Consider the following 21,626-nt stretch of genomic DNA (forward strand, 5'->3'; position numbering starts at 1 on the left):
AAGTTAAAACTTAAACAAACAATTTTTAGAACTTATTTGTTGTATTCTTGGAAAGATAACGGTATATTTATTCGACGAATTACAACTGCCCTCTTTCGTTCTAATTTCTTAAGTTATGGATACACTAAAGGTAGAGCCCATCGTTTTGCGTAAACTAACCATCGAAGACGCAGAAATTTTCAACAACATCTACATCAGACCGGATCTGTTTTGGAAGATTAATGTCAATGATGAGGTTGGCGATGAAACGGCCGAAGAGTTCACGAAAAGGATGCTCTGGCTTTGTAAATTTATTTACACCATTCGCTTGAGAAATGAACCCGGTAAAGTGATCGGTTGCTGCGTGTTATATAATTGGAACAAAAAGAAAAAGGAAATTTATTTTGGCGGGTCCCTTGTACCTGAATATTGGGGAAAGGGAATTATGCCTGCCGCCTTTAACCAGATGGTCGAGATGGCTAAATATTGCTTGGGCGCGTCCTTCATTAAAATCTGCATCAACAAAGACAACCAGCCGGCCACCCGAATGGTAGAGAAATTGGGCTTTTTCAACGCGTTAAAGGAAGAAAACTTTGTAACGTACTCGCGTCCGGTCGACTTACCACCCTCCACCGCTAAACTTATTCATAAGGACGGGTTTCAACAAGCTATTTAATGTAAAGAATAGTTAGTAGTAAACATAAGGCATAAATATAGGCTAGGAATATTGATACCTGACACCAAAAACAGAACCAAGACAGGAAGTCTTGATACCTGATACTTAATACCACTTTGAGTGGATGATATTTGATAGTAGATAATAAGACATAAGACATTAGGACAAGAAGTCTTGATGTCTGACACCAAAAACAGAGCAGTCTAAAGCCAACTATTCACTATTAACAGCTTCGCTAATTCACTACCTTATCCTTTTGCTTTTTGCAACTGAAAGTTTTGCGCAATAAAAATAAAGTGTATATTTGCGCCATACATTTCAATAATGTATTGATCAATTCCTCTTAAAAAGAGTCTTGATTTATAAAGAAGTGGCGAGAGACCGGCTCTAAGACCCACTGGCAACCATCCGAAGCGATTGGAAAAGGTGCCAAATCCTGTCCCAAATAAATGGGAGCATATAAATTGAATAAGACATGAAATCACATTCAACTAGTAGCACAGTCAAGTCTGGTATAGCGTTTAGCCAGCAGGCATTCAATCAAATCTCTGTCAGCAAAGGGCAATCGCCGACCTATATGTATTGCTCTGGGATGCGTATGTGCTGTTAGAAAGAAATCTCTTTTTTTCTTAATGCTAATATATACAACCTTCTGATGTATATTCTTTCATACGTTTAGGCTCATAAATAAGTGGTTAATACATTATAAGAAATATCGAATGTCAACAAAAAATCTAAAATTTCACGCCTTAAAAGCGCCTTCGGCCGCAACCCATCAACAGCTTTTGAAGGAAGAGCAGTTGGCCGCAGGTGTGACGCCTATAAGTCTGCGTATAGCAGTAGGTATAGGACATATAGACGATATAATTGCCGATTTACAACAAGCTTTCGATATAAGATCAAGTAGAAATTAAACGGCGCGTGAGCGCTTTAATATATGAGTATCCATAAATTCAACTATAATAAAACCTTTCGGTTTGAAAACGGAAAACGATTAAAAGGTCTACAAATAGCCTACCATACCTACGGACGTCTGAATACCCGAAAAGATAATGTGGTATGGGTTTGTCATGCATTGACGGCTAACTCCGACGTATTTGACTGGTGGCCTGGGTTATTTGGCGAAAAGGATTTGTTCAATCCACAAGAACATTTTATTATTTGCGCCAATATTATAGGATCACATTATGGCAGCACCAGTCCCTTAAGCATTGATCCGAGCACGGATCAGCCTTACTACCTTTCTTTTCCGCAGTTCTCTATCCGCGACCTCGTTGCTGCTCATGAGCTGTTAGCACAAGAATTGGGCATCGGTAAGATTAAAGTGCTGATTGGTGGCTCGCTAGGCGGGCAACAGGCTATGGAGTGGGCTATTAGCCATCCCGATCGAATTGAAAGTCTCATTCTGCTGGCTACCAATGCGCAACACTCCCCTTGGGGAATTGCCTTCAATGAGAGTCAGCGCCTAGCCATTAGTGCGGATCGTACTTTCTTCGCGAACAAAGCCGACGGCGGTGCTAAGGGTTTAAAGGTAGCCCGCAGCATTGCGCTACTCTCTTACAGAACTTATGAGACCTATGGTGCCACTCAACTAGAAAATTCGGACGAAAAAGTCGATGATTATCGTGCTTCTTCCTACCAAAACTACCAAGGCGAGAAATTGGTCAAACGGTTTAACGCTTATAGTTATTGGTTTTTGAGCAAAGCGATGGATGCCCACAATGTCGGCAGAGGAAGGAATGGTGCGCAACAAGCGTTGCAAACGATACGAGCGAAAACCTTGGTGATAGGTGTTAGCAGCGACTTGCTGTTTCCCTTAGACGAGCAACAGTTTTTGGCCAAACATATTCGGAACGCGAAATTCGCAGCTATCAATTCTTTTTATGGACACGACGGCTTTCTTATCGAGACAAAGCAGATCAGCAAGGAAATAGCTGCTTTTTTGAAAGAAAATCATTCCAATAGACTGAATGAGATATTACAACCACATAGTTAAAATATATACATAGAGAAGATCTAACACAACAATGAGTAAAAAGCTTACACTAGGATTGTTTGGCTTTGGTGTAGTAGGCCAAGGCTTGTACGATATCATTAAAACCAAAAAGCTAAACCTGGAAATTAAACGTTTCGCCATCAAAAATCCAGAGAAGAAGAGAACGCTGCCTTTGGATTTATTCACGACAAAGGCAGATGATCTATTAGAGGATACGGAAATTAACACCATCGTAGAGTTGATCGACGATGCCGAGGCGGCTTTTGATATTGTCTCCAAAGCTTTAAAGAATGGTAAAAATGTGGTTTCCGCCAATAAAAAAATGATCGCTACGCATTTGGAGGAACTTGTGGACATTCAACAGCAATATGGCACGAGTCTCTTATACGAAGGCGCTGTATGCGGTAGTATTCCTATTATCCGCAATTTGGAAGAATACTATGATAATGAACTTTTACATTCTGTGTCGGGGATTTTCAACGGATCATCGAATTACATCTTATCCAAAATTTTTAACGAACACATGGATTATGATACCGCTTTGAAACAAGCCCAGCTTTTAGGTTTCGCAGAAACGGATCCAACACTAGATGTAGGCGGCTTTGATGCGAAGTTTAAATTGGCTATCGTGGCTTCACATGCATATGGATTATACGTTAAGCCGGAAGAGATTCTCAATATCGGTATCGATCAGTTATCAGACTACGATATTCGTTTTGCCAGGGAAAAGAATTACAAAATCAAGTTGGTGCCAACGGCTCGCGAAATTGGTAATGAAAAGGTCATCCTTTACGTCATACCAAAGTTTGTAAACGAAAAGAGCATCCTTTATTCGGTGGAGAACGAGTACAACGGGGTGGTGGTTCAAGCGGCTTTTGCCGATCAGCAATTTTTCTATGGCAAAGGGGCGGGAGGACATCCAACGGGATCTGCGGTCCTTTCCGATATCGCTGCCTTAAGGTATGACTATCGTTACGAGTATAAAAAGCACTTGGAAGCAACCCAACTAAGCCATAGCAACAACCATAAGATTACGGTCTACTTACGTTATAATGACGAGACCATTTTGGAAAAACTGAACTTTATCAAAGTATCCGAAAGACATTATGCCCGCGAGTTTAAATACATCATCGGTGAAATCAATCTTGAGTCGTTGATTGCTAATAAAGCTTTGTTGGCGCAGGATAAGAGTTTTGTGGTGGAGATGCCATAAGAAAGCTGCACGGGCAGGAGCGGCGGAGCGCAACAATCTTACATTCATGTGCTACTGAAGCTGCTCGTGCAACTAATTTAGAGATGCTGCGCGATTACGTATCCACTTGCCCAGGCCCATTGAAAGTTATAGCCTCCGAGCCAACCGGTGACGTCCACGCATTCACCACCGAAGAAAAGTCCTTCACATTTTTTTGACTCCAGGCTTTTCGGCAAGAGTTCGTCTGTGTTGACGCCTCCTCGCATGACCTCAGCCTTATCATAGCCTTTGCTGCCAGCGGGTTTAACTTCAAAGCGGTGAATCACCTGTTCCATGTATTTTACTTCCTGTTTGCCGATAGACGCAACTTTCTTATCGACGGGTAGAAATTTGCCTAATGCTTCCGTGAACTTCTTAGTAAAATGATCCTGCAACAGCTGTGAAAGCAAACGCTTCCCTCCTCTTTCCCGTTCTTGTTGGATTAATTGAGCAATGCGTTGCTTCGGTAGCAGGTCAATCCAAATCAGCTCGCTAGGGTTCCAGTAAGAGGAGATTTGCAGGATGGCAGGGCCACTGAGGCCCCAGTGTGTAAATAAAATATTCTCCTCGAAGCTTATGCGATTGTTCCAAACCCGACTAAAAATCGAATTGCCGGCTAAAGCACTGAACCACTCGGCGCCCTTTCCGGTGATCGTTAATGGAACAAGGGCCGGTGCGGTGGCGGTCACATCTAAACCAAACTGTTTCGCTATCCGGAGGGAAAAATCACTCGCGCCGAGCTTAGCGACCGGCAAGCCACCGCTGGCCATGACCACCTTAGGCGCTTCAAGCGTTTCCAGTCGGTCCTTGTGATTAAATGTAACCTGAAAAGTTCCAGAGCCAGGGTTCTTTTCGATCGCTTTCACTTCTGCCTGCAGAAACACCTCTTGCCCTAATTCTTTGAGTAGGCGTTCAAAGGCAGCAACGATATCCTTGGCTTTGTTAGAAGTAGGGAATAATTGGCCGAGTGTTTTCTCTTGCCCGATGATACCCTGCTGTTCAAAAAACTGGATGGTATCATCCACCGTCCACTGATTTAGCGTTGCGATGGAAAAGTGCTTGTTTTCGGAAATGAAATTCGTGGGCGATGCATATAAATTGGTATAGTTGCAGCGGCCTCCTCCCGAGATCAGTATTTTGGCGCCTAGCTTATCGTTTCGCTCCAAGATCGCTACTCGTTTACCGAGGTAGCCTGCCTGCACAGCACACATGAGGCCGCAAGCCCCTCCTCCTATAATTAATGCGTCATAATTCATTCGACGAGCATTACACGTTTTTCTTCCCAGCTTTTTTCGGCCAATTGCAGCAAGTAAATCACATCCCGGGCCTGCTCCGCGGTTACGGCCAATTCAGTTTTTTTTAGGATGGCATCACGAACATTTTCGTAATAACCTGGATAATTTCCCTTTTGGCTGGGAATCTTTCTTCGGTTTTCCGGTTCTTCAGCTGTTGTGTTGAGGATGCCCCATATTTCTTCCGGTTCTTCGCCCCAATTTGGTAAGTCGGCCGGTGTTTTTCCCTCCCGAAGCGCCGCTTCCTGCGGATCGACCCCCGGTTTTATAAAGGCACCTTCGGTTCCATATAATGCGAAGCGTGGGGTGGGTTCTTTTATCAACATACTGCCCTTTAAGGACACCTTCAATTGCGGGTAATAAAACAATACTTCGAAGTCGTCGACCGCCCCTACACCTTCCCTCATTTTTCTCAACGAGGCAAAAAGGCTATGTGGTTTACCGAATAACTGTAAAGTCTGATCTATTAAGTGGGCACCGAGGTCAAACCAGATACCCGAGCCCGGTAAATCATCTTCACGCCAAGCGCTCGGGCGCAGGTAATTACGAAAGCGGTCGTAGCGGATTTCCATCGTCACCAATCGCCCCAGTTCGCCGCTCGCAATCACATCCTTTACGGTAAGGTAGTCGCTGTGCCAACGGGCGCTGTGAAAGACGGACAATAATTTACCTTGATTTTTTGCCAACGCGATCAGTTCGTCTGCTTCGTCCACCGTATTAGTGAACGGTTTTTCTACCACTACATGTTTACCCGCTGATAAAGCCGCTTTAGTAAGGCTAAAATGTACGTCATTAGAGCTAGCAATGATTACTAAGTCAATCTGCTTATCGTTAAAGATATCCCGAACATCTGTTACAATCGCGGCATCTGGATACTTTGTACGTAAAATAGACTGCTGTTCACTGCGGCGGGCGTAAACTTTATAAAGTTTTAAGCCGGTTACCGAGCTTATAAGAGGAGCATGAAGCACTTGTCCTGCCATGCCAAAACCGATCAATCCTACATTGAGTTGCATGGGAGACGAAGATAGGGAATTGAGGAGAAATAAAAAATTCCGGCATAGCTAGCCGGAATTTTTTATTATTAGTGTTTAATCTATTGATAATTGGGATAATAAAAAGCAAAAGCTTTTGGGCTAACACCTACTTCAAGTGACCCCGTGCCAACCCAAGCACCGTTGTAGTATTCGAACAGAGACATGGTACCATTGCTGGTGTAATCTTTCGCATCTCCAACAACAATCGCTGATAGCTGTGGTAAAAAATCAATGCTGTAAGCATTATCTATTGCTAAACCAGACTGACCGAAAGTTTGTACAGTTTGACTTCCAGTGTCCATCGTCAACAATTGTCCTTTTCCTGAAGTATTGTTATTAAAGTTTGTACTGATTAGAAAAGCCTGCGACGTGGTTTGTGTCATCGGAATCACAATTATTTGTTCCGCTCCGAAAGTCATGGGCGTAATTTGATTGTTCGATAAGTTGACCACATACAGTTTCGATGGATTGGTCTCCGTAACTCCTTCATAAGTCGCATTAGCATTCACATATAGCGTATTTCTAACACTATCAGCAGCTATAGCCACGAGATTCTCTGCGACCTCAATACTACCAGTTACTGTCAAAGAGCTGGCATTAACCACCGAAATGGTATTGTCGTAATCACCGCCATCAAGTTTTTCTCTCCAGCCCGAATTGGCTACGTAAATGTTTCCTCCAGTAGCAGCGAGTTGCTCCGGTGAATTTCCGACAGCTACGCTAGTTGTGGAAAAGGTTGTCGTATCGATAGCCACTAACTCGTTATTTCCTTGACCGGTTGCATAAACTCTTCCGCGATAAGAGAGTAAGTTACGAGGTAAGCTAATGTTAACTGTTCCCAGCTCCTGTTTGGTTTCGGAGTCTAATACCACTACCTTGTTGGCGTTTGTAACACTCACATACAGCTTGGTTCCATAAGTAATTAGGTCGTTCGCGCCGGTACCTAGGTTACTATAGACATTATTTGTATAGTTTCCGGTCGAAAGATTATAAAAGCTTAAACTGGAGTTCAAGGACGATCCCTCGTTGAGAATAAAATAACCTGCGTTTTCCGCTATTGGCATAGTAGGAGTAACGTCATCATCATCATTTTTACTACACGCTCCCAGTGTAAGTAAGGCTCCGGCCAATAAGCTTAGGTAAAGAGAGTTGAATTTTGTCTTCATTTGTTGTTTATAAATAAGGTGAATTTTTGTTTATATGCTTTTTATAACGGTTTAATAAATGAAAGTGCTACTTGCTATTCACTTTAATGATATCTTAACGAGAACAACTCGTATTGATCACTTTCCGAGCGCCTACTATTTCCGAGTGCTAACTCGAAATATGCCCCCTTGACTTCCTATTGATCTCTCTGACAAAAATAATCATTCAAGGCGATTATCCAAATGTAGGTCAACGGACGTACCAATGAGGAAACGGCCGCCGGTTTAAGGCGTTCGTAACATGACTTAACCTTGTAGTAATCGATGAAAGTACATGAACAATGGCCATACGAAAGCTTGCAATCAACAGCTAGTTCGTACAAACCTCACATGGCATAATGCTATTATGGCAGTTTAAGACATTGAAATCGACAAATTCGTTTGTGCCTGCTATTCTTCCTCGCTCGCTGTGTTGCCAAATGTCCCATTCACGGCTAATATAATCGGGCTTGTCCTCCCGCTCGTAATGGGCAATCCATAATGGGTATTGATCGAATGCTGTGCCGAGAAAATCTCGATAAAAGGTTGTATAGGTATATACCACGGGACGGATTCCATAGTAATTATGGAGGGTATTCAAACAATCTTGCAATCGCTTCTTTAGCAATTTGGCGTCAGTACGATAATTTTTTTCAATGTCAACTACAGGAGGCAAGCATCCGTCTAAATTTCCTACCCGTTTTATAAAAAGTTCTGCTTGCCGCACTCCGTCTTTATTCGGATGAAAAAAAAGATAAGCACCTCGTTTTAAACCATGTGCCTTTGCTTCCTGCCAGTTTACTTTAAACTTTTTGTCGTTCCGCATGTCCATCGTGGCCCGCATGTAGACAAAGGAAATAGGCACATCGTTATCCTGTGGTGAACATAAAGCGTCCCAGTCGATTGTTCCTTGGTATTGGGAAATATCAATTCCATGGGTATGGTATCCGGTAGGCATTTTTATACCGTAATGGGTTGCATTTCGAAATAAAAAATGATTGACGAGTGCGATGGATATCAATGCGAGTAAACAACAGACCATCAGCAACCATTTCCAGGAAGAGCCTTTTGTTTTCTTTTTCCGTTTTCCTCTTTTCTTCATGGCTGTCTTTATCTATAAACTGGCTCTCACCATTCGATCTGCGCCTTGTAAGTCCTGCTTAAGCAGGATGTCTTTAAAGCCCTTTTTTTGCAGTAACTCTTTCACTTCCTGTCCGAAATTCCTATTGACCTCGAAATAGAGCCTCCCTCCTTTTGCCAGATGAGTCAATGCGAAAGAAGCAATGGTTTCGTAAAAGAGCAGCGGCGCCTGATCTTCGACGAAAAGGGCTAAATGGGGTTCGTATTGCAGCACATTTAAGTGCATTTCCTGTTGCTCAGTATGAGTGATATAAGGTGGATTGCTGACAATGACGTCGAATTGCATGGACGCTGCAAAAACGAGATCCCACTCCAGGATATCGGCGAGCATCCAGTGAATCGAACAGCGGTTAATAGTTGCATTGTGCTTAGCTACTTCCAGCGCTTCCGGCGATATATCCATTGCATAGACGCGTGCTTTGTCGACATGTTTTTTAATAGCAATCGGAATGCAGCCCGAGCCTGTACCTATATCCATTATTTTCGGTTCTGGTAATGCGGACTGTTTCAAATCTTGAATAATGAGATCAACGAGTTCTTCGGTTTCGGGACGCGGGATCAATACATGAGCATTCACTTTGAAGGTTAATCCCATAAAGGATGTATGTCCCACGATATATTGCACCGGTTCTCCCGAACATAGGCGAGTAACTATTTCGTTCAATCGCTCTAACTGCGCCTCAGGAAGCATTAAAGATTTGTTGAGCAGTAAGTCTTTTCGAGTATATCCGAATATATCTTCCAGTACAATAAGCAAAATGCTTTCCGCTTCGGTGGCTTCATATAAACCAGCTAATTTTTCTATCAATAGTTTTTTGACGGCTTCGAGTTGCATGTGTTTACGTGTTCAAACCTACTAATTCAAAAGTAAAAATTCAAAAGTAAAAAAGCTTGCCTCCCGAAGGGATGGTAAAAAAACAGGACATAAAACTGTAAAAAAAATCGGCCTATTGACCGACAGCTGCTAAAAATCCTTAGGTTTGTACATGCCTAATCACGAAATCTATATGCACCGCTGTTTGGAGCTGGCTAAGCTTGGCCACGGAACTGTTAGTCCGAATCCGATGGTGGGTGCGCTAGTGGTACATAAGGATAAAATTATTGGCGAAGGCTGGCACCGAAAATATGGCGAAGCACATGCCGAACCGAATGCAATTGCCGATGTTTTTAATCGTCATGTAAATGCTGCCGATCTATTGAAAGAATCAACGGTCTACGTTACTTTAGAACCGTGTTCACACCATGGGAAAACACCGCCCTGTGCGGATCTGCTGATAAAGCATGGGCCGAAGCAAGTCGTGATCGCCTGTAGAGATCCTTTTGAGCAGGTCAACGGCCGAGGTATTGCCAAACTGCGCGCAGCTGGTATCGAAGTGATCGAAGGCGTATTGGAGGAGGAAGCAAAATTTATAAATCGCCGTTTCTTTACCCGCGTACAGCAACAAAGGCCTTACGTTATACTGAAATGGGCGGAAACAGCCAACGGTTATTTTGCCCCTAAAATCAGCAGCCAACGGTGGATTACAGGCTTTGCTGCGCAAGTACTCAATCATCGATGGCGTAGTGAAGAAGACGCTGTTTTAGTGGGCGCAAACACCGCTTTGATTGACAATCCGCAGCTTAATGTCCGCCATTGGTTCGGCAGAAATCCAAAACGGATTGTTATCGATAAAGAACTTTCTTTACCGTCACACCTCCATTTGTTTGATCAACAAGTAGAAACCCTGGTGTTTAACGCTATAAAGACAGATTGGCAAAGCAATTTGAAATTCATCGCCTTAGAGCATTTCGATTGGTATTTACCTCAGAACGTGCTGTATCAACTTCATTTGATGGATGTACAGTCCATAATCATTGAAGGAGGTGTTAAAACGCTCAAACTATTTATAGAGGCTGGCTTATGGGACGAAGCGCGGGTATTTCGGGGACGGGACTATTGGGAGGATGGTTTAGATGCTCCCCGTTTACAGGCAATTCCTCAGCTTGTGGAAAACATAGGCAATGATTCACTTACTGTTTATTTTAACAAATAAAAATGCTCCTGGTCCTTTTAAGTGTTTTATGTAGTGTTACGGTCTCCGTACTTATCAAGCTAGCAAGACGCTATTCGGTTAACATTTTGCAAATGATTGCATGGAATTACCCCGTAGCCGTATTGCTGAGTTACCATTATTTGGAGCCAGATCTAAATCACTTCTCGTTCGCCGAGGCACCACTGGCAACCTATTTAATATTAGGACTGCTATTGCCGTCCCTCTTTGTGATTATAGCGGGGTCAATACGCTATTCAGGCATCGTGCGGACGGAAGTCGCGCAGCGTTTATCACTTTTTATTCCTCTCTTGGCCGCATTCTTTATTTTTAACGAACATCCGAGCGTTACTAAACTTGTTGGGGTGGCTGTGGGGCTGGTAGCGATTGCGTGCTCCATCAAATGGCAGAAGCGTACGGAACACACACTAGGGAGTAAAAATGCCTGGCGGTATCCTTTAATGGTATTTTTCGGTATGGGCATTATCGATATTCTTTTTAAGCACATTGCTCAGTACCAAGCGGTTTCGTACAAAACGTCTATTTTCCTGGTTTTTGTCCTTTGTGTTTTGGTGTCGTTTTTATATATAGGCTTTTTAGCGATTAGCAAACGGGAGAAGTTTTCACTTTCGGGTACCCTTTGGGGATTGGCATTGGGCCTTTTCAATTTTGGGAATATCCTGTTTTACATGAAGGCCCATCAGGCTTTGCCGAATAATCCTTCCATCGTATTTTCGGGAATGAATATCGGCGTTATTGTCGTGGGAGCCATCGTCGGTTTATTCTTGTTTAAGGAAAAATTGAGTACATTAAATAAAGTAGGCCTCTTGTTAGCGGTGATTTCTGTAGTGATTATTGGCACGTTGTAAAGCCTATAACCGATTATTATTAATGAATTTATTTGAAGATACTTATAACACAATCGAAAAACCCGCCGAAGGCTTGTTTAAAGACAAAGGAAGCAAGTTTATTGCTTATGCATATCCTTTCGGCGACCCCGGAGATTTAAAAAATGTTATTGCGGAGATCAAAGCGCTTCATCCTAAGGCGCGTCATCACTGTTGGGCTTACCGATTAACGACCGACCGCTCGGTGTTCCGGCTGAATGATGACGGCGAACCGTCTGGAACTGCCGGTCGCCCTATATTAAACGCGCTTTTATCGCAAGATTTAACGAACATTATTGTGGTGGTGGTAAGGTACTTCGGAGGCACACTGTTGGGTGTACCCGGACTGATTAATGCGTATAAAAGCGCGACACAAGACGCCTTGAGTCAGGCTCAAATTATTAAAAAAACAGTTAATGATGTGTATAAGGTGACCTTCGATTATCTACAAATGAACGAAGTAATGCGTATTGTGAAGGAAGACGCGTTAACGGTGTTAAAGCAAACCTTCGATAATAATTGCTCGCTGGTTTTTGAGATTAGGCAAAAGGAGGTGAATGAGACGCTCGGCAGGTTACAGAGTTTGAGCGGTGTAAAAGTGAAATACCTACGGACTATTTAGCGTATGACAAGAAGGTTGGTCGGCATGCTTACCAACCATGTTGGCAACTGACTGCCTATTGCCTTAATAGTCGACCGGCAATTTGTTCATAAAGTCGGCAACAGGTATATGCGTTGACTTTCTGAACGGGCATTGTATGTCATGGAGTTTTTTGATTCTGGAAACTCTAAAATCGCGATATTCATGACGTAAATGGCACCAAGCGATTAAGTGCCAGCTGAATGCATAAAATATAAGTCCGATGGATTCGACCTCCCGACAGCTCCGTTCGCCATTTTCCTTTTCATAGTCGATCCGTAAAATGGATTTACAAACGATGGCGTTTTGGATGGCCGATAAATATTCAAAATCATTTTGGAGTCGGGATGGTATCTGGAATTTAATGTGCTCATTTAGAAATTCCAATTGCTCTTTCTGTTGACTTCGCATCACGTTCTTTACCTTATTTAATGCTGTGATATAATGTTTTTGAATAGAACGGTCAGCAAAACCGGTCAAAAAGCGCTCCATGAGGATCAAGGCATTGGCTTCATCATTGTTAAAAGCAACCGGCGGCAGAAAATAGCCCTGAACAATGTAGTAGCCTCTGTTGGCTTCAAAACTGATGGGTACGCCCTGTTCGCTAATTGCGCGAATGTCGCGGTAGACTGTTCGGATACTGATTCCAAATTTCTCCGCAATGGCTTCGACTCCTACATACCTGCGTGATTGGAGTAAGGTTACGATACCGAAGAGTCTGTCGATCCTGTTCATAATCTATCTCGAAGATATAAAAGTTTAGCAGTTTTTGGAAAAGATGGGGATCATTAAAAATGAAAGTTAATTTATTTGTTTGAATAGGAGGACTTTTTTTGTACTGATGTCTTGATCTCATTACATTGCATCCGACATCACGATAAGAAAATGACTTTTTAAACATCTTCATGAATAAAGATCATCAAAACCGTATTTTTGAGTCATAGCCGATACGAATGATTAGAAGTTTAGCAAACGATGATTACGCGCGCGTTATGGAAATCTGGGAGCGCGCGGTGAGAGCAACACATCACTTTCTGAAAGAGGAAGATATTCTACAGTATAAAGAACTTATTTATAACAAATACCTGGATTTGGTGGATCTGTATGGTTTTGTTGATGAGAAAGGTGTCCTAAGTGGCTTCGTCGGGATTTCGGGTGAGGCTATCCAGCTGTTATTTGTGGATGCAAACAAGCGGGGTACAGGTGTGGGAAAGAGACTGGTAGCATATGCTGTGCGGGAAAAAGGTTCAAAAACGGTCGATGTAAACGAGCAGAATCAGCAAGCGGTACGCTTTTATGAGCATCTGGGCTTTGTAACAACTGGCCGCTTTCCTGTAGACGACGCCGGAAAACCTTATCCAATCTTGAGTATGGAGTTGAAAACTAAAAAGAGCGTCTAAAGCTTGCCTCTTCGCATATGCCGAATGCACTTTTCTTTACATTCGATCTTACAAAGAGATAAACTTTAGACACTCCATCCATCGGACCTTTATGCTTGTTTAGCCAATTGTATATTGCTCACCAGCTTAATGTCTTCCCCAAGCGCCAAGCCGCCTGTTTCGGTTAGTGAATTATAGGTAAGCCCAAAGTCCTTACGGTTAATTTTACCGGTAATTTCGAAGCCTGCTTTTGTATTGCCGTATGCATCTTTTTCAATGCCACCGAATTCTGCTTTTAGGGTTATCGGTTTAGTGACTCCTTTTAAGGTTAAGTCGCCCACTAATTCGAATTCATCATCACCTACCTTTTTCCAAGAAGTTGAGCTGAATAAAATTTCAGGATAGCTATCTGCGTCGAAAAAGTCGCCTGTTCTTAAATGATTATCGCGATCAGCGTTTTTGGTGTCAATACTTTTAACGTCAATTTTAAAGTTCGCTTTAACGTTTTCAAAACCCTCTGTTGCTGTAGCCACGCCCTCAAATTGATTAAAAGAACCTGTCACAGTTGAAATCACCAAATGTTTAATTTTAAATTGTACATCAGAGTGTACCGGATCTACTACCCAAGTTGTTTCCATATTTTAAATTTTATACTATGTTTCTGTTAATATACCAAAGATAAGCACTTTAATATTAAATTGATGTTTAAACATTTATTTTGAAATTGTTATGACTTTGTCAGTTGTCGGTTGCGAGTTATCGGTTGCCAGCGGTGAAATAGAAGCCATAAATGCAAGATGCCGCAAACACATCGCTGCCTTTACGTTTATTTAGAATAATTTTAATAAGAATTGCGTTTTACTGTTTAAGTTGGTTTTTTTGCATCAAAATAGATAAACACCAAATAACAATGAAACTAGTCTTAATTACAATCGGAGGAAAACGGATGGCTATAATCAGTATGTGATGTATACGGATACGGATGTTCCCGGACAACGGATTGCGAATGATACGGTATTAAGCAGGTATGTTACTGATCAAGATGCCTTGAGCCAGGTCCTAAATATCCAGCAGAACTTTACGGGCGATTTTCGCGTTGGCGGGCTACGGAATCGTTTAGTTGTTGGTTTAGACTTTTTGCGGCAGGTAAATGACAATAATAATGCACCCTACATCTTATTCGACCGGGTAAATTCATCCTATGACGATCCTACCTATTATAATTTTAACAGGCAGCTCGTTGATGAACGCTTAGCTGCGAGTACCGCGCTCGGTACTTATAACCGTGCTTCTTCCAATGTTTACGGAGCTTATTTTTCGGATATTCTGAATGTTACGGATGAGTTATTGGTAATGGCCAGTTTACGCGTGGACCATTTTCAAAGTCAGGGAACAACCAATTTAACTACGGGTGCTATCAGTGGCGATTATAAACAAACGGCGGTATCGCCTAAGTTTGGAATTGTTTATCAGCTTATCCCAAATCAGGTGTCGTTATTTGCTAATTACATGAACGGTTTTAGAAACGTAGCTCCTGTTACGCAGCCACTTCCGGATATACCCAATACCTTTAAACCACAACAAGCGAACCAATGGGAAGGAGGCGTTAAGCTCGACGCCTTCAATAACCGATTGAGCCTTACTGCAAGCTATTATGACATTGCCGTAAAAAACGTGACGCGAACGGAGTCGATCGTTCGCGGGGATACAACCTATAATATCACGGTGCAGAACGGCACGCAAACGAGCAGAGGCTTTGAAATCGACTTGAATGCGAGGCCGATTGACGGTTTGAATGTCATTTTCGGTTACAGCAATAACTTCAGCGAACTTACCAATGCAGACGTAAACGTAAACGGTCGCCGCCCCGTTTCTGCCGGTCCGAAACACTTGCTTAACTATTGGGTTAGCTACCGTTTTTCTCAGGGAATCGTAAAAGGCGTTGGTTTGGGCTTTGGCGGAAATTCAGCGAGCGAAAACATTATTACGAACGATGCACGGACTGGTACCTTCACCCTCCCCGCTTACACCGTGTTGAATGCCTCGGTTTTTTATGACCACGCGAAGTTTCGGATCGGATTGAAAGCAGATAATTTTACCGACAAGCGGTACTTTAAAGGATGGACAACGGTGGAACCCCAAATGCCAAGAAGTATTTTAGCCAACCTGACGTATAAATTTTAGGTGGTTCTGACTGAAGACGTGGCCGAAACAGAAAGGACGCCGGCCACGTCAGTCGAAAAAGACCGGAAATATCAAGCGACAATACGAAGCTTCAGACATTACTATTGCTTTACTAGAAGCAAAGGGATATGCGTAACGTAAGCCATGCGTTCGGTAATGTCTGTTAAAAATAAACTTTCGAAGAAATTTCTTTTTTTCTCGATATGTACAATCAATGATATGTTATGCGATTTGGCGAACGCTAACACTTCCTTCACAATGTCAATCTCGCTAATGCTATAATATTTCGGATTGTATCGATTTAATTTATCCTTTACCGCTGTAAAGTTGTGGTTATGCAGGGTTTGCAGCGGCAAACCTTCGCCTTCATGGCTAAGTACGTATAGTTCCAATTGATTATATAAATACAAGGGATTTAATAAATTCGAAATCGTCTGTGCCTGTTTGGTGTCGACGAGGTCCATTACGGAGGCGATTTTTGTGATGGGGAGTAGTTTAGCAGATTCCGGAATTATTAACAGCGGGCGACTCACCGTTTTGGCAATCTGTATGGTATTGCTACCAATCAGCGTCTGCTCCAATTTGCTTTTTCCCGTTAAGCCCATTACTACATAGTCAACCTGGTGTTTATTAACCAAATCATTGGTAAGATCGTCCAGATTTCCCGCTTTTGCCAAATAGATTAACTCGGTATCCGTATGTTTTAAGAACTTTAATTCGTTCGCTAGGCGCTTTAAATGCGTCAGCGCCTCTTCTTTGGCCTCATGGGATTTATTGACTACTAAGGGACTGCTTGGAATCGACGTGATACTTTGTAGTTTATTAAACAAGAGTATGCGGGCGGCTTTCAATTGCTTCGCCAGTATAGCCGCATATTTAGCAGCATGTGTTGCTGCTTCAGAAAAATCAGTGAGTACCAGAAGCGTTTTCATAAATTCAATATTTGAGCCCAAGCGCGAATACTTAATCATACTGCAAGATGCGCCACCTCGGTATAGCGATGTCATCAAATGCTAACGCAGTAAGGTGAAAAACTCCCCCATTCCAGTGCAAAAAATGTATTTTAGCGTCATATCTATTGAGGATATGATAGATCGCGTTATCAAGTTTGTGTTTTTCGGAAACATTTTTGTCGGCATTTTAGCGGTAGCCTTGTCGTTAGAAACCGCCGTTCAACTCGCTATTCCTTTTAATAATACAGCCTATTACCTGCTTTTGTTTTTTGCAACGATGGCGTATTACACCTATGCGTATATTAATGTAACCGTTAATAGTCAGCATAACAACCCTCGCACCCAATGGTATCAGCGCAACGCTCGATTTGCGAAAGGCAACTTAGGCGCTTCCACAGTTATGAGTGCGGTACTTTTTGTCACCTTAATCGTGCAATACGCAGGGGCCTTAGGTTCTTTACATTGGGCTTATTGGTTGATTATCGTGGTGGTGGTCTTGTCGGTTCTCTTATATTACGGGCTCCTGCCGCGGTCGTTTATGCGGCTAAACATCCGGAATACAGGTTTGTTAAAGGCTTTTATAATTGGCTTTGTTTGGGCCTCTTGTGTCAACCTCTTTCCGATTATTATGCTTAAAATACAGCATCCGACCAATGCAGTTGATCCTCTTTTCGTAATGTGGTTCTTTGTAAAGACTTTTATGTTTTGCACGGTAAATGCCATTATGTTCGACATTAAAGACTATGCAGAAGATGCCAATAAGCAGTTGAAAACCTTCGTCGTGCGCTTCGGGCTTAGGAACACGATATTCCAAATACTGATTCCTTTATTGATAATCGGCGGACTGTCCATGTTTTTTTTCGCCTATTACAGACATTTCAGTGTGCTCCGCCTGTTGATTAACCTGCTGCCCTTTGCGCTATCGCTTTTAGTTGCCTATTCCATGTATAAAAGGCACCGTATACTTTATTATTTGATTGTCATTGACGGTTTACTATTAATAAAAGCAATTTGTGGCATATTTTCCATGCAATTTGTTTAAGGGTTAATGAAGAACAATTACAATCATATAGCGCCGGTATATGACAGCTTGAGCCGATTGGTGTTCGGACGGGCGCAGGTTAATGTACAGCGCGATTTACTAGCTTCTGTTGTTGCAAGCAGCCGGATATTGATTGTTGGAGGAGGCACCGGCTGGATATTGGAAGAACTTGCTGCTTTGTGTCCGGCAGGCTTGGCTATTACCTACGTAGAAATCTCTTCGGAGATGTTGAGGATCGCTAAAAGACGTCCTATCGGCAGCAATCTGGTCGAGTTCTTAGCAGAGGATATTCAAGATTATTCGGCTGCGAAGTGCTCCTACGACGTCATCATTACGCCTTTTTTATTTGATAATTTTTTAAACTCAACAGCAAAAAAGGTGTTTTTTCAGTTAGATGCTCTACTGTCGGCCAAGGGGATTTGGCTCTATGCAGACTTCTACCTTGATCCTCGGAAAGAAAGTAGTTGGAAAAAAGGGCTGCTATTCCTGATGTATAAATTTTTTGGCTGCGTTTGCCGAATTGAAGCACAAACTTTAGTCGATATGGCGCCCTATTTCCAAGGGTCAGGATATCGCGAGCTGTTTTGTTCATTTCGTTACGCTGGCTTTATAAAAGGAATCGTTTATCAGAAACCGTAATGTTGACATAAAACGAGGAAATCTTTGGCGCGATGGATTTACCGGATCTGTTCTATTTCGCAATTTGGTGAAACTCTTTTATTTTAGTCGCCGTATTGAAGCGGTGCATTAACGTATTGTACATGATTTTTTCTTTGGAGGGTAAAAACAGCTATATTAAACGAATTTTTTGTTGCCTGTTGCTTTTAATGAGCGTTTTTGTTGCCTATGGTCAAAAGGTGACTATTTTAAAGGAACGAGCGAATCCTTTGCTGGAACTTTCTGTGAGCGAGCTTCCAGACCGCATTTTGTTTACAGATCTTCGTTCGAAAGTTACTATTAAAGAGTTTACCTTGCCCGGAAGAGGTTTAGGTGGACTGATGATGTTCTCGTCTGATGGACAATTCTGCGTAGTTTCGGGGGCCGACGGGCAAACGACTGTTTTTGCCCTCGGCAAAGGTCGGATCGATCAGGTTGCCCAGCTTCCCTTTAGAACAAAGTTTGCGGTCTTTAATACAAAAAGAAAAGAGTGGCTTTTTGTGCATTCGGTCGGCGTGTTTCAGGCTAAACTGAGTAAATACCTCGCGAATACCTGGCAACCCGTTGGAAGTCGGACGATTGCCTCTGATGTAAATGCGATTGATATTAGCAACGATGGTAAGCTGATCGGTTTTACGAACAATCGGCTCATTCAATTGCTCGATTACGAGTCTTTAACCAAGGTTCAGGTGAATTGGGAAAAAGAGAAACAGCGGTTGTTGGTTTTTAATCCCAAAAGGGAAGAAATGGCCAGCGTAACTGACAAAAATAATATAGAGATCCGTGATTTCTCAGACGAGCTTGTGCAGGAAATAGAAACGCATCATGCCAGGATTAGTTGGCTGGTCTACGACCGCGCCGGTGATTACCTGATCAGCGTCGATATCGGTGGCAGACTGTCCGTGTGGAAACCAAAGGAAAAAAAGAAAGTACAGGAACTATCGGCGGTTTTTATGCCTCCCACTTTTACGCAAAAAAATGAACTGCTTATTAGAAAAGGGCCTGATTGGGAAGAGGTTCCGATAGAAGCGTCGGCGGAAGCAGCGGCTCAATCCGTTTACGTCGGTGAACAAAACGAGCGGCGTCTTAAACTTTTACCACAACCTATCGTGGGATTCACTAGGGAGACGGGCCTATCGTTAGGTGCAAGTGTTAAAATGATCTGGTATCCGAAGGCAGACAACTTATCGAAATTCTCACAGCCTACCGTGTTTATTCCCATGGTTTCCTATGGCTTCAATGGAAAACAACTAGCTGTAGGTGCTTACGTAGAGGCCTATTATGAAAATAAATGGCACTTTACGAATCGTTTTTTATTTACGAATAACAGTAAAAACTATTTTTTCGGCGTTGGCCGTGAAAGTAATGACCGCCACAAAACGACCTACGTTTCGAACAATTTTATTTTAGATGGTGCTGTAAGTAAGATTCTATCAGATAGGTTTTTCGTTGGGCTCAACTATAGGTTGCGTAAAGATAGCGAACTACATTTTGAACGGGAGCCCTTTCTCAACTTTCATGGAAGAGAAGGAGGATGGCTCTTCGGCATCGGTCCGACTCTTCGTTTGGATAAACGCAACGACGTTCTTTTTCCGACGGAAGGTAGCTGGCTGGACATCAACTATTACTGGTTCAATAAAGGGCTGATCAGCGACTATAGCTATCACGAGCTAAAATTCGACTACAGAAAATTTTTGCCGATGAACTGGCTTGTGCGAGGTGATGCACTCGCCTTTCAAGCAATGTTCAATGGCACTTGGGGAGGCGAAGCCCCGTTTTACCAACTTCCTTACATTACGGCAGAGAGAGCCTTTAGAGGTGTTTGGAGGAATCTTTACATTGCCGAGCAAGTGTGGAGCGTCCAGGCCGAATACAGGTCGTATTTTTCCCATATCGATCACCGCTTTGGCTATGCCGTTTTCGCTGGTTTAGGTGATGGCGCCCGTAATTTTTTCAAGGATTACCAGGCTTCCCTAAAAGCGTTTTACGGTGTTGGTTTGAGGCAACAGCTTATTCCCAAATATCGATTGGACTCACGCGTAGATGTTGGTTTGACAAATAAAGGCGATTTTGGCTTTTTTGTCGGAACAGGCGTGGCTTTCTAAAACACGTCAATCCAACAACATATTGAGAACTTCGGTCCAATTTTGAACGCGAATATGGTGATTGACACCGAGGTTATGCCCCGCACTGAACAAAATTGGTTGTCCTTTGCAATAATCGAGATTTTTACAGTAGTCATCAATCATATAATCTGTGTCTATTATATTTTTGTTTCCGCAAAAAATAATGTTACGCCAATGAATAAAGGGAAAATGCTCGGCCAGCCATTCCTTTTTCTCGGATAATGACAAGGGGAATTCCATCGCAGCAGATACAATATAAACCTCATATCTTTCCTGAAGCTTCTTTACTGCTTCCACCGCGCCTTCCATCACGGGTACTGTTCTAAAAAAGCCCGGTGTATAGAGAAATTTATATATACATCCATTTGGTAAAGCCTCCGCCTCTGGCACATGACGGAAAATATCTTTAGTTAAGCGCTCTCCGAATTCCTGTTCGTAATATGCCAAATACTGGCTCTCTGTGTCGGCTAAGGCACCGTCCATATCGATGGCAATCGACTTTTTCTTCATATTTTACGGTTTTTATGCAACTAAAATACAAAGTATTTGCCATATGCTTTAGCCCCGAGGATTGATCCATAGGCTGAGCTGCTCTCGAAATGAAGGCCTTTCTATACATTGCGGCCACAAACGTCTGCAAATTGCTACAATAAACGTATTTGTGACCTTTTACCGATCAAGTGAAAAACCGAAAGGCTGCTCAAACATTTTGGCTCATTTTGAACCAACATTATTTTTTTTATTCGAAATCACCACTTTTTTTAGAAAAAACACAGCTTTTGACCCGACGGAAGCGATTTGGTACGAAAAATGTGGTCTGTAGGCCGTTAAGGGCAAGATCATCTTGTCGTCAAATTATCACTTAAAATAAAATTTATTACAATGGACAAATTTGGAAAGTTAAAAGAGCTTATTAGCTCCGTAGAAGCTGACGCCGAAAAATTCTACAACAAGGGAAATGCTGCGGCGGGTACCCGTGTGCGTAAAGCGATGCAGGAGTTAAAGAATCTTGCCCAAGAGATTCGTAATGATGTTACCTCTATCAAAAATTCAGGTAAATAGTCATTTGAAAATATCACCTATGAAGATACAGGAGGCCGCCTAAATGCATCGCCTTGCCGTCGTTCGATCTCGGATATTGAGAGCAATTTCGATTTCACATACGCCGGTTCGAGATGACGTTGAGAAGACGA

The 21,626-nt window shown here is 42.5% G+C and carries 21 protein-coding genes, 1 pseudogene and 1 riboswitch; of the genes and pseudogenes, 13 read left to right on the plus strand and 9 right to left on the minus strand.

Going from position 1 to position 21,626, the window contains the following annotated elements; all coding sequences use genetic code 11:
• Positions 1-115: 115 nt before the first annotated feature.
• The 4 genes from EPX21_RS03040 to EPX21_RS03055 all read left to right on the plus strand — a co-directional run bounded on the left by EPX21_RS03040 (position 116) and on the right by EPX21_RS03055 (position 3,864).
• A complete protein-coding gene (locus EPX21_RS03040) occupies positions 116-655 on the plus strand; it encodes a GNAT family N-acetyltransferase (RefSeq protein WP_134088211.1) in 540 nt (179 codons plus the stop codon).
• A 357-nt stretch (positions 656-1,012) separates the two neighbouring features.
• Positions 1,013-1,121, plus strand: a riboswitch (SAM riboswitch).
• 253 nt (positions 1,122-1,374) lie between these two features.
• Positions 1,375-1,569: a PLP-dependent transferase gene (locus EPX21_RS03045; protein ID WP_370450919.1), complete on the plus strand. Its 195-nt coding sequence runs from the start codon at positions 1,375-1,377 to the stop codon at positions 1,567-1,569.
• A 23-nt stretch (positions 1,570-1,592) separates the two neighbouring features.
• Positions 1,593-2,651 (plus strand): homoserine O-acetyltransferase, encoded by a 1,059-nt coding sequence (gene metX, locus EPX21_RS03050; protein ID WP_134088212.1) that lies wholly within the window; start codon positions 1,593-1,595, stop codon positions 2,649-2,651.
• Between the two features lie 31 nt (positions 2,652-2,682).
• Complete coding sequence (locus EPX21_RS03055) at positions 2,683-3,864, plus strand: homoserine dehydrogenase (protein ID WP_134088213.1); 1,182 nt, start codon at positions 2,683-2,685, stop codon at positions 3,862-3,864.
• A 77-nt stretch (positions 3,865-3,941) separates the two neighbouring features.
• Here EPX21_RS03055 and EPX21_RS03060 read toward each other — a convergent pair whose 3' ends face one another.
• The 5 genes from EPX21_RS03060 to prmC all read right to left on the minus strand — a co-directional run bounded on the left by EPX21_RS03060 (position 3,942) and on the right by prmC (position 9,370).
• Positions 3,942-5,138, minus strand: coding sequence for an aminoacetone oxidase family FAD-binding enzyme (locus EPX21_RS03060; RefSeq protein ID WP_134088214.1), 1,197 nt, complete (start codon positions 5,136-5,138; stop codon positions 3,942-3,944).
• Complete coding sequence (locus tag EPX21_RS03065) at positions 5,135-6,190, minus strand: oxidoreductase (RefSeq protein WP_134088215.1); 1,056 nt, start codon at positions 6,188-6,190, stop codon at positions 5,135-5,137. Before EPX21_RS03065 ends, EPX21_RS03060 begins: the two co-directional genes overlap by 4 nt.
• Positions 6,191-6,270: 80 nt before the next feature.
• On the minus strand, positions 6,271-7,377 hold the full coding sequence (locus EPX21_RS03070) for a YncE family protein (protein ID WP_134088216.1): 1,107 nt from the start codon (positions 7,375-7,377) through the stop codon (positions 6,271-6,273).
• A 349-nt stretch (positions 7,378-7,726) separates the two neighbouring features.
• Positions 7,727-8,497 carry a glycoside hydrolase family 25 protein gene (locus tag EPX21_RS03075; RefSeq protein WP_134088217.1) on the minus strand — a complete coding sequence of 257 codons (771 nt, stop codon included), beginning with the start codon at positions 8,495-8,497 and terminating at the stop codon, positions 7,727-7,729.
• Between the two features lie 12 nt (positions 8,498-8,509).
• Positions 8,510-9,370 (minus strand): peptide chain release factor N(5)-glutamine methyltransferase, encoded by an 861-nt coding sequence (gene prmC, locus EPX21_RS03080; RefSeq protein WP_134088218.1) that lies wholly within the window; start codon positions 9,368-9,370, stop codon positions 8,510-8,512.
• Between the two features lie 151 nt (positions 9,371-9,521).
• Between prmC and ribD the strand changes: the two genes are divergently transcribed.
• From ribD to EPX21_RS03095, 3 genes are all read left to right on the plus strand, one after another.
• Positions 9,522-10,568 (plus strand): bifunctional diaminohydroxyphosphoribosylaminopyrimidine deaminase/5-amino-6-(5-phosphoribosylamino)uracil reductase RibD, encoded by a 1,047-nt coding sequence (ribD, locus tag EPX21_RS03085; protein WP_134088219.1) that lies wholly within the window; start codon positions 9,522-9,524, stop codon positions 10,566-10,568.
• 92 nt (positions 10,569-10,660) lie between these two features.
• Positions 10,661-11,434 carry an EamA/RhaT family transporter gene (locus EPX21_RS03090; protein ID WP_240768493.1) on the plus strand — a complete coding sequence of 258 codons (774 nt, stop codon included), beginning with the start codon at positions 10,661-10,663 and terminating at the stop codon, positions 11,432-11,434.
• 22 nt (positions 11,435-11,456) lie between these two features.
• Positions 11,457-12,074: a YigZ family protein gene (locus EPX21_RS03095; RefSeq protein WP_134088221.1), complete on the plus strand. Its 618-nt coding sequence runs from the start codon at positions 11,457-11,459 to the stop codon at positions 12,072-12,074.
• Between the two features lie 63 nt (positions 12,075-12,137).
• Here EPX21_RS03095 and EPX21_RS03100 read toward each other — a convergent pair whose 3' ends face one another.
• On the minus strand, positions 12,138-12,827 hold the full coding sequence (locus EPX21_RS03100; RefSeq protein WP_134088222.1) for a YafY family protein: 690 nt from the start codon (positions 12,825-12,827) through the stop codon (positions 12,138-12,140).
• A gap of 218 nt (positions 12,828-13,045) precedes the next feature.
• Between EPX21_RS03100 and EPX21_RS03105 the strand changes: the two genes are divergently transcribed.
• Complete coding sequence (locus tag EPX21_RS03105) at positions 13,046-13,492, plus strand: acetyltransferase (RefSeq protein ID WP_134088223.1); 447 nt, start codon at positions 13,046-13,048, stop codon at positions 13,490-13,492.
• An 89-nt stretch (positions 13,493-13,581) separates the two neighbouring features.
• On the opposite strand, the gene EPX21_RS03110 is transcribed toward EPX21_RS03105, so the two are convergent.
• The gene (locus EPX21_RS03110; protein ID WP_134088224.1) at positions 13,582-14,109 is read right to left on the minus strand and encodes a YceI family protein; all 528 of its coding nucleotides are present in this window, start codon (positions 14,107-14,109) and stop codon (positions 13,582-13,584) included.
• A gap of 286 nt (positions 14,110-14,395) precedes the next feature.
• On the opposite strand from EPX21_RS03110, the pseudogene EPX21_RS03115 reads away from it, so the two are divergent.
• A pseudogene (locus EPX21_RS03115) lies at positions 14,396-15,655 on the plus strand (TonB-dependent siderophore receptor); the annotation flags it as partial.
• A gap of 101 nt (positions 15,656-15,756) precedes the next feature.
• Here the strand turns inward: EPX21_RS03115 and EPX21_RS03120 are convergent.
• Positions 15,757-16,587 carry a universal stress protein gene (locus EPX21_RS03120; RefSeq protein ID WP_166670667.1) on the minus strand — a complete coding sequence of 277 codons (831 nt, stop codon included), beginning with the start codon at positions 16,585-16,587 and terminating at the stop codon, positions 15,757-15,759.
• Positions 16,588-16,711: 124 nt separating this feature from the next.
• Here EPX21_RS03120 and EPX21_RS03125 point away from each other — a divergent pair, with 124 nt between their 5' ends.
• The 3 genes from EPX21_RS03125 (at position 16,712) to EPX21_RS03135 (ending at position 20,412) form a co-directional block, all read left to right on the plus strand.
• Complete coding sequence (locus tag EPX21_RS03125) at positions 16,712-17,650, plus strand: UbiA family prenyltransferase (RefSeq protein WP_240768497.1); 939 nt, start codon at positions 16,712-16,714, stop codon at positions 17,648-17,650.
• 6 nt (positions 17,651-17,656) lie between these two features.
• The gene (locus EPX21_RS03130) at positions 17,657-18,289 is read left to right on the plus strand and encodes a bifunctional 2-polyprenyl-6-hydroxyphenol methylase/3-demethylubiquinol 3-O-methyltransferase UbiG (protein WP_134088227.1); all 633 of its coding nucleotides are present in this window, start codon (positions 17,657-17,659) and stop codon (positions 18,287-18,289) included.
• 122 nt (positions 18,290-18,411) lie between these two features.
• On the plus strand, positions 18,412-20,412 hold the full coding sequence (locus tag EPX21_RS03135; protein WP_134088228.1) for a BamA/TamA family outer membrane protein: 2,001 nt from the start codon (positions 18,412-18,414) through the stop codon (positions 20,410-20,412).
• A 6-nt stretch (positions 20,413-20,418) separates the two neighbouring features.
• On the opposite strand, the gene EPX21_RS03140 is transcribed toward EPX21_RS03135, so the two are convergent.
• Complete coding sequence (locus tag EPX21_RS03140; protein WP_134088229.1) at positions 20,419-20,943, minus strand: 5'(3')-deoxyribonucleotidase; 525 nt, start codon at positions 20,941-20,943, stop codon at positions 20,419-20,421.
• 372 nt (positions 20,944-21,315) lie between these two features.
• On the opposite strand from EPX21_RS03140, the gene EPX21_RS03145 reads away from it, so the two are divergent.
• Complete coding sequence (locus tag EPX21_RS03145) at positions 21,316-21,495, plus strand: histone H1 (RefSeq protein WP_134088230.1); 180 nt, start codon at positions 21,316-21,318, stop codon at positions 21,493-21,495.
• The last annotated feature ends 131 nt before the right edge of the window (positions 21,496-21,626 follow it).

It is taken from the genome of Olivibacter sp. XZL3 (genome assembly GCF_004368405.1).
In the GTDB taxonomy this organism is placed as follows: domain Bacteria; phylum Bacteroidota; class Bacteroidia; order Sphingobacteriales; family Sphingobacteriaceae; genus Olivibacter.

Bases quoted from the DNA above. Each gene is read 5' to 3' on its own strand.
- EPX21_RS03100 (WP_134088222.1), bottom strand. From the start codon at position 12,827: ATGAACAGGATCGACAGACTCTTCGGTATCGTAACCTTACTCCAATCA.
- EPX21_RS03075 (WP_134088217.1), bottom strand. From the start codon at position 8,497: ATGAAGAAAAGAGGAAAACGGAAAAAGAAAACAAAAGGCTCTTCCTGG.
- EPX21_RS03090 (WP_240768493.1), top strand. From the start codon at position 10,661: ATGATTGCATGGAATTACCCCGTAGCCGTATTGCTGAGTTACCATTAT.
- ribD (WP_134088219.1), top strand. From the start codon at position 9,522: ATGCCTAATCACGAAATCTATATGCACCGCTGTTTGGAGCTGGCTAAG.
- EPX21_RS03140 (WP_134088229.1), bottom strand. From the start codon at position 20,943: ATGAAGAAAAAGTCGATTGCCATCGATATGGACGGTGCCTTAGCCGAC.
- EPX21_RS03125 (WP_240768497.1), top strand. From the start codon at position 16,712: ATGTATTTTAGCGTCATATCTATTGAGGATATGATAGATCGCGTTATC.
- prmC (WP_134088218.1), bottom strand. From the start codon at position 9,370: ATGCAACTCGAAGCCGTCAAAAAACTATTGATAGAAAAATTAGCTGGT.
- EPX21_RS03145 (WP_134088230.1), top strand. From the start codon at position 21,316: ATGGACAAATTTGGAAAGTTAAAAGAGCTTATTAGCTCCGTAGAAGCT.
- EPX21_RS03105 (WP_134088223.1), top strand. From the start codon at position 13,046: ATGATTAGAAGTTTAGCAAACGATGATTACGCGCGCGTTATGGAAATC.
- EPX21_RS03055 (WP_134088213.1), top strand. From the start codon at position 2,683: ATGAGTAAAAAGCTTACACTAGGATTGTTTGGCTTTGGTGTAGTAGGC.
- EPX21_RS03110 (WP_134088224.1), bottom strand. From the start codon at position 14,109: ATGGAAACAACTTGGGTAGTAGATCCGGTACACTCTGATGTACAATTT.
- EPX21_RS03045 (WP_370450919.1), top strand. From the start codon at position 1,375: ATGTCAACAAAAAATCTAAAATTTCACGCCTTAAAAGCGCCTTCGGCC.
- EPX21_RS03095 (WP_134088221.1), top strand. From the start codon at position 11,457: ATGAATTTATTTGAAGATACTTATAACACAATCGAAAAACCCGCCGAA.
- EPX21_RS03040 (WP_134088211.1), top strand. From the start codon at position 116: ATGGATACACTAAAGGTAGAGCCCATCGTTTTGCGTAAACTAACCATC.
- metX (WP_134088212.1), top strand. From the start codon at position 1,593: ATGAGTATCCATAAATTCAACTATAATAAAACCTTTCGGTTTGAAAAC.
- EPX21_RS03060 (WP_134088214.1), bottom strand. From the start codon at position 5,138: ATGAATTATGACGCATTAATTATAGGAGGAGGGGCTTGCGGCCTCATG.
- EPX21_RS03070 (WP_134088216.1), bottom strand. From the start codon at position 7,377: ATGAAGACAAAATTCAACTCTCTTTACCTAAGCTTATTGGCCGGAGCC.
- EPX21_RS03130 (WP_134088227.1), top strand. From the start codon at position 17,657: ATGAAGAACAATTACAATCATATAGCGCCGGTATATGACAGCTTGAGC.
- EPX21_RS03135 (WP_134088228.1), top strand. From the start codon at position 18,412: ATGATTTTTTCTTTGGAGGGTAAAAACAGCTATATTAAACGAATTTTT.
- EPX21_RS03065 (WP_134088215.1), bottom strand. From the start codon at position 6,190: ATGCAACTCAATGTAGGATTGATCGGTTTTGGCATGGCAGGACAAGTG.
- EPX21_RS03120 (WP_166670667.1), bottom strand. From the start codon at position 16,587: ATGAAAACGCTTCTGGTACTCACTGATTTTTCTGAAGCAGCAACACAT.